Genomic DNA, 6,531 nt, shown 5'->3' on the forward strand with positions numbered 1-6,531 from the left:
CCATTAAATCTTTATAGACCGCTTTTTATGGCGGATGAATTCGCTTAAGTCATGCATAACCCTATAAATTAATGCGAAAAACAGGCGAAACCGGCCAGCTATCCGTTGCACCGATGCTCAGTGGCAAACGTATCGACATGACATAAATGTAATCGATTTCACTATAAATGGGCATGATAGAGGAAAAGCGCCAGTAACGCGCGAAAGAAAATCGGCAGGCCCGGCCACGCCAGGCGGCAACGGGCCTGCGATCGCAACATCACCCCTCATAACTTCGGAACAGCGCCCGGCCGCGCAGCAGGCGCACGCCCAGCCAGCCGCCGCACAGCGACAGCAGCAGCGCGCTGGCCAGCGGCAGCGCCCACCACAGCACCGGCGTCGGCGTCCACGGGAAGTCGAACACCCGGCTTTGCAGCAGCCACAGCGCCGCCTCGGCGCCCACCGCCGCCGCGATGCCCGCCACCAGCCCCAGCAGGGCAAACTCGCACCACAGCGTGCGGCGCAGCAGCCGTTTGCCGGCCCCCAGCGTGCGGTACACCACCAGCTCCTGGCGGCGCTGACGCATGCCGACCTGCACCTGTGCCAGCAGCAGCAGGCCACCGCACAGCACCACCAGCACCACCATCACCTCCAGCGCGCGGCTGACCTGCTGCAGCACGCCGCCGACCTGTTTCAGGATCGCGCCGATGTCCAGCAGGCTGAGCGTCGGGAACTGGCGGTTGAGCTGGGTCAGCATCTGGCCGTCGCCGTCGTAGCGGAAGCTGGTGAGCCAGGTCTGCGGCTGGCCGTCCAGCGCGCCCGGCGGGAAGATAAAGTAAAAGTTCGGCTTCAGGCTTTCCCAATCCACCTGGCGCAGGCTGGTGACTTTGGCACTGAACGCCTGGGTATCGCCGCTGAAGGTCAGCGTGTCGCCCAGCGTGATCTTCAGCCGCCCGGCAATGCCTTCATCCATCGAGACTTCGCCGCTTTTCGGCGGCCAGCTGCCCGCCACCAGCGGATTATGATCCGGCAGATCGGCCAGCCAGGTCAGGTTCAGCTCGCGGTTCACCGCCTCGCCGCCCGGATCGTCTTCATGCACCCGCTCGGTCGCCAGCTGCTGGTTTATCTCGGTCAGGCGCACCCGGACGATCGGATAATAGGTTTCCGGCTTGATCTGATGCTTCTGCAGGAAGGTTTTCACCTGCGGCACCTGCGCCTCGGTCATGTTGAGCAGGAAATAGTTCGGGCTATCCGGCGGCAGCTGCTGCTGCCAGCGTTCGAGCAGATCGCCGCGCAGCACCAACAGCAGCGCCAGCAGCATGAACGACAGCGAGAATGCCGCCAGCTGGCTGATGGTCACCCACGGCTGATGCAGCAGGCGGTTAACCGCCAGCCGCAGCGCCAGGCTCTTGAGCGTGATGCGGCGCAGCAGCAGCAGGCTGCCCCAGCCGATGCCGCCCAGCAGCAGCGCCAGCACCGCCATACCGGCCAGGATCGCCCACAGCAGCGTGCTGGCCCCCATCAGCACCACCAACAGTGCCACCACAATCGCCGCCGTCACCGGCAGGAAGTAGCGCAGCGGCCACACGTTGGCCGTCACGTCGCGGCGCAGCACCCGCAGCGGCTGGGTAGCCAGCAGCTGGCGATACGGCCGCAGCCCGACCAGCAGCGAAATCAGCACCAGCGCGCCGAGCGCCCAGAGCCACGGCCAGGCGCCGGCGGCGGGCAACGCGGCCGGCAATACCGGCTTCAGCAGGCGAATCAACAGCGCTTCAAATGCCAGCCCGATCGCCCCGCCGCACACCGCCGCCAGCGCCATCACCGCCAACCACTGGCCGACGATCAACTTACGCAGCGCGCCGCGCCCGGCGCCAAGGGTTTTCAACACCGCGATCAGATCGTAGCGGCTGCGGCAATAGTGGCTCATCGCCACCGCCACGGCCGCGATCGACAACAGCAGCGTCAGCAGGGCCGACAACAGCAGGAACTGTTGGGATCGCTGCAGAGACTTGCCGAGCGCGCTGCCGGACTCCTGCAGCCCGAACCAGCGCTGATCCGGCGTCAACTGCGGCGTCAGCCGTTCTTCGTAACGTTGAATATCCGGCTCGGCGCCGGCGAACATATAGCGGTAGGTCAGGCGGCTGCCCGGCTGCACCGCGCCGGTCTTATCGACGTCCGCCAGGTTGATCATGATGCGCGGCGCGGTCTGGAACGGGTTGAAGCCGGCGTCCGGCTCCTGAATGATTTCGCCGGCGATGCGCAACGTGGTGTCGCCCACCTCGAGCGAATCCCCGACTTTCACGTTCAGCAGCGCCAGCAGACGCGGTGCCACCAGCACGCTGCCCGGTTCGGGCTTGATGTTGGCCGGGCGCGTTTCCAGCTTGCCGTACAGCGGATAGGCCAGATCGGTGGCTTTCACGTCCGCCAGCTGCGGCCGATCGCCGGCATAGGTCATGGTGGTGAACGACAGCTGACGGCTCAGCTTCAGCCCCTGCTGCTGCGCGTCCAGCAGCCAACCTTCCGGCACCGGATGCGCGCTGCGCAGCACCCGATCGCCGGCGATAAAGTCGCGGCTCTGTTGGCTGAGCCCTTTATCCATGCGATCGCTGATGCTGCCCAGCGCCAGCACGCAGGCGACGGAGAGCGTCAACGCCAGCCAAACGATCAGCAGCGACGGCGAGCGCCATTCGCGCCAGAACCAGCGCCAGATCATGCTTCCTCCCACAGCTTGCCTTCGCGCAGCCGCAGCCGCCGCTGGCAGCGCGCCGCCAGGGTTTCGTCGTGGGTCACCAGGATCAGGGTGGTGTCAAAATCCCGGTTGAGGGAAAACAGCAGGTCGGCGATGCGATCGCCGGTCTGACGATCGAGGTTGCCGGTGGGTTCATCGGCGAACAGCACCCGCGGCCGGCCGCTGAAGGCGCGCGCCAGCGCCACGCGCTGCTGCTCGCCGCCGGACAGCTGCGCCGGCAGGTGATCGAGCCGTTTCCCCAATCCCAGCTGTTCCAGCAGCTGCACCGCCTGCTCGCGGCTCTGTCTGTCGCTCTCGCCGCGCAGCAGCGCCGGCAGCTGCACGTTTTCCAGCGCGTTCAACGTCGGCACCAGCATGAACGACTGAAACACGAAGCCGACGTTCCTGGCGCGCAGCGCGGCGCGGCCTTCTTCGTCAAGTGCGGTCAGCGACTCGCCGAGCAGGCGCACCTCGCCCTCGCTGCCGTCATCCAGCCCGGCCAAAATGCCCAGCAGGGTCGATTTCCCCGATCCGGATTCACCGATCAGGGCGATCGTCTGCGCGGGTTTGACAAGCAGCTCGACTCCGGTAAGGATGGTGAGCTGATGCTCACCCTGACCAACGTGTTTACTAAGATGATGAACTTCAAGAACGTTTTCCGCTGGCATCTTCCCTTCCTTTTGCTGTTGGGATTATTCAGTTTACGCGCTGTCGCCGCCGATACCTTGTTGATTTTGGGCGACAGTTTAAGCGCCGGCTACCGCCTGCCGATCGAGCGGGCCTGGCCGACGCTATTGGCCGAACAGTGGCAGAAAAAACCGGGCGCGCCACAGCTGGTCAACGCCAGCATCAGCGGCGACACCGCCGCGCAGGGGCTGGCGCGTCTGCCCGCGCTGCTGAAACAGCATCAGCCGCGCTGGGTGCTGATCGAGCTGGGCGCCAACGACGGCCTGCGCGGCTTCCCGGCGCAGGACGTACAGCGCGATCTCGGCCAGATCATCACGCAGGTGCAGCAGGCCGGCGCACAGCCGCTCCTGATGCAGATCCGCATCCCGCCGAACTACGGCCGCCGCTATACCGAGGCGTTCAGCGCCGTCTATCCGGCGCTGGCCAAAGAGTTCAACATTCCGCTGCTGCCATTCTATATGGAACAGGTAGTGGTGAAGCCGGAATGGATGCAGGATGACGGATTGCACCCCAATGGGGACGCCCAGCCGTTTATCGCCACCTGGATGGCGGAGCGCCTGGAACCGCTAGTAAAACATGAGTCTCACTAAATTAGGGTCGTACACTAGGTAAAGTTATGCAAAAAGCGGTATTGATAACCGGCTGTTCCAGCGGGATTGGACTGATTGCGGCGCAGGATCTGCGCAACCGCGGCTACCGGGTGCTGGCTGCCTGCCGCAAACCGCAGGACGTGGAAAACATGCGCCAGCTCGGGCTGGAAGGCATCGAGCTGGATCTGGACGACAGCGCCAGCGTCGAGCGCGCCGCCGCCGAGGTGATCGCGCTGACCGACGGCCGCCTGTACGGCCTGTTCAATAACGGCGGTTTCGGCGTTTACGGCCCGCTCAGTCGCATTTCGCGCAGCCAGCTGGAGCGGCAATTCGCCACCAACCTGTTCGGCACCCACCAACTGACCCAACTGCTGTTGCCCGCGATGCTGCCGCACGGCGAAGGGCGCATTATTCAGACCAGTTCGGTGATGGGCCTGGTTTCCAGCGCCGGGCGCGGCGCCTACGCCGCCAGCAAGTTCGCGCTGGAAGCCTGGTCGGACGCGCTGCGCATGGAACTGCACGGCAGCGGCATTCAGGTCAGCCTGATCGAACCGGGGCCGATCTCCACCCACTTTAGCCAGAACGTCAACCAGGCGCAGAGCGACAAGCCGGTGCACAATCCTGGCATCGCCAAGCGCCTGACGCTGCCGCCGGAGGCCATTCTGCCCAAACTGCGCCACGCACTGGAAAGCCCGCGCGCCAAATTGCGCTACCCGGTGACCCTGCTGGCGCACGCCATGAGCGTGCTGCGCCGCATTTTGCCGGGCCGGTGTCTGGATTGGCTGCTGCGCGGCAACGCTTAATTCGCCCGCCGGGGTTGAAGAATGGCGGCGCGCCCCCATCTACACCCCATGGCTCCGCACGATCAGAGAGAAAAAAGATGCTAGCTCAAGCTGTTGTTGATATTAACGAAACTAACCTGCACCAGACGCTGGAACAATCGATGTCCATTCCGGTGCTGTTCTACTTCTGGTCCGAGCGCAGCCAACACTGCCTGCAGCTCACGCCGGTGCTGGACAAGCTGGCGGCGGAATACGCCGGTCAGTTCATTCTGGCCAAGGTGGACTGCGACGCCGAACAGATGATCGCCTCCCAATTCGGGCTGCGTTCGATTCCGACGGTCTACCTGTTCAAAGACGGCCAACCGGTCGACGGCTTCCAGGGCCCGCAGCCGGAAGAAGCGATCCGCGACTTGCTGCAGCGTTTCCTGCCGAAGGAAGAAGATCTGAAACTGGCGCAGGCGCAGGAACTGCTGGCCGCCGGCAACGCCGCCGAAGCCCTGCCGCTGCTGAAAGACGCCTGGCAGAGCAGCCAACAGCGCAGCGACATCGGTCTGACGTTGGCCGAAACCCAGATCGCGCTCAGCCGCAGCGAAGACGCTGAAGCGGTGCTGGCAACCATCCCGCTGCAGGATCGCGATACCCGCTATCAGGGCCTGGTGGCGCAGATTGAACTGTTGAAGCAGGCGGCGGACACGCCGGAAATCCAGCAGCTGCAACAACAGGTGCAACAGCAGCCGGACAACGTCGAACTGGCGGTGCAGCTGGCGCTGCAGCTGCATCAGGTCGGGCGTAACGAAGAAGCGCTGGAACTGCTGATGGGGCATCTGAAGAAAGATCTGGCCGCCGCCAACGGCAACGCGCGCAAGACCCTGATGGACATTCTGGCCGCACTCGGCACCGGCGACGCACTGGCCGCTAAATATCGCCGCCAGCTGTACTCCCTGCTGTACTGATATCCGTCATACCTGAAGCTGCATCCAGGCGGCAAACGTGAGAAGCCCTGGGAGCTTAGATAACTAAGTGACCAGGGATTCGAACGTGCAGCCAACAACGATGCGGCGGGAAAGACGAAGGGATATCAGCGGTAGACCCGCACCCCACCTTCCACGCCCGCCGGGCTGAACAACACCTGCCACAGCTGAATATTGCGCGAACGGAACGCGCCGGCGCACGCGTTCAGGTAATAGGTGAACATGCGTTCGAAGCGCTCGGAATAACCGCCCGCCAACTCTGGCCACGCCCGTTTGAAGTTCTCCAGCCAGGCCATCAGCGTGCGATCGTAATCGGCGCCAAAGTTGTGCCAATCCTCCATCACGAAACGCCCTTCGCTGGCCTCGGCGATATGCCGCACCGAAGGCAGACAGCCGTTGGGGAAGATGTATTTGTCTATCCAGGCGTCGACGTTGAGATCGGTCTGATTGGAACCGATGGTGTGCAGCAAAAACAGGCCGTCGGGCTTCAGGTTGCGCGCCGCGACGCTGAAATAGGTCTCGTAGTTTTTCGGCCCGACGTGCTCGAACATGCCGACCGACACGATGCGATCGAACTGACGATCCAGATCGCGGTAATCCTGCAGCAAGATCTCGACGTCCAGCCCGGCGCAGCGCGCCTGCGCCAGCTTCTGCTGCTCGGCCGAAATGGTCACACCGTGCACCGTGACGCCGTAGTTTTGCGCCGCAAACTGCGCCAACCCGCCCCAGCCGCAGCCGATATCCAGCAGCGTCATGCCCGGTTTCAGCTGCAGTTTTTCGCAGATCATCCGCAG

The 6,531-nt window shown here is 63.8% G+C and carries 6 protein-coding genes; 3 read left to right on the forward strand and 3 right to left on the reverse strand.

Annotation, left to right across the window (positions count from 1 at the left end; translation table 11 throughout):
* Positions 1 to 259 precede the first annotated feature (259 nt).
* Both ybbP and ybbA read right to left on the reverse strand, forming a co-directional pair.
* Complete coding sequence (ybbP, locus tag FUU19_RS09350) at positions 260 to 2,692, reverse strand: putative ABC transporter permease subunit YbbP (RefSeq protein WP_230490100.1); 2,433 nt, start codon at positions 2,690 to 2,692, stop codon at positions 260 to 262.
* Entirely contained in the window at positions 2,689 to 3,375 is a 687-nt protein-coding gene (gene ybbA, locus FUU19_RS09355) for a putative ABC transporter ATP-binding protein YbbA (RefSeq protein WP_004940192.1), read from the reverse strand. Before ybbA ends, ybbP begins: the two co-directional genes overlap by 4 nt.
* Between ybbA and tesA the strand changes: the two genes are divergently transcribed.
* From tesA to FUU19_RS09370, 3 genes are all read left to right on the forward strand, one after another.
* Positions 3,346 to 3,984, forward strand: coding sequence for a multifunctional acyl-CoA thioesterase I/protease I/lysophospholipase L1 (gene tesA / locus FUU19_RS09360; RefSeq protein WP_230490347.1), 639 nt, complete (start codon positions 3,346 to 3,348; stop codon positions 3,982 to 3,984). The genes ybbA and tesA overlap by 30 nt on opposite strands.
* Positions 3,985 to 4,010: 26 nt before the next feature.
* Positions 4,011 to 4,787, forward strand: a complete 777-nt coding sequence (locus FUU19_RS09365; protein WP_096241989.1) for an SDR family oxidoreductase — start codon at positions 4,011 to 4,013, stop codon at positions 4,785 to 4,787.
* Positions 4,788 to 4,864: 77 nt separating this feature from the next.
* Positions 4,865 to 5,719: a co-chaperone YbbN gene (locus FUU19_RS09370; RefSeq protein WP_025160052.1), complete on the forward strand. Its 855-nt coding sequence runs from the start codon at positions 4,865 to 4,867 to the stop codon at positions 5,717 to 5,719.
* 125 nt (positions 5,720 to 5,844) lie between these two features.
* Here the strand turns inward: FUU19_RS09370 and cfa are convergent.
* Positions 5,845 to 6,531, reverse strand: a 687-nt coding sequence (cfa, locus tag FUU19_RS09375; protein WP_230507114.1) for a cyclopropane fatty acyl phospholipid synthase, incomplete at its 5' end; no start/stop codon positions are given.

The sequence above is a fragment of the Serratia montpellierensis genome (assembly GCF_020858655.1).
In the GTDB taxonomy this organism is placed as follows: Bacteria; Pseudomonadota; Gammaproteobacteria; order Enterobacterales; family Enterobacteriaceae; genus Serratia; species Serratia montpellierensis.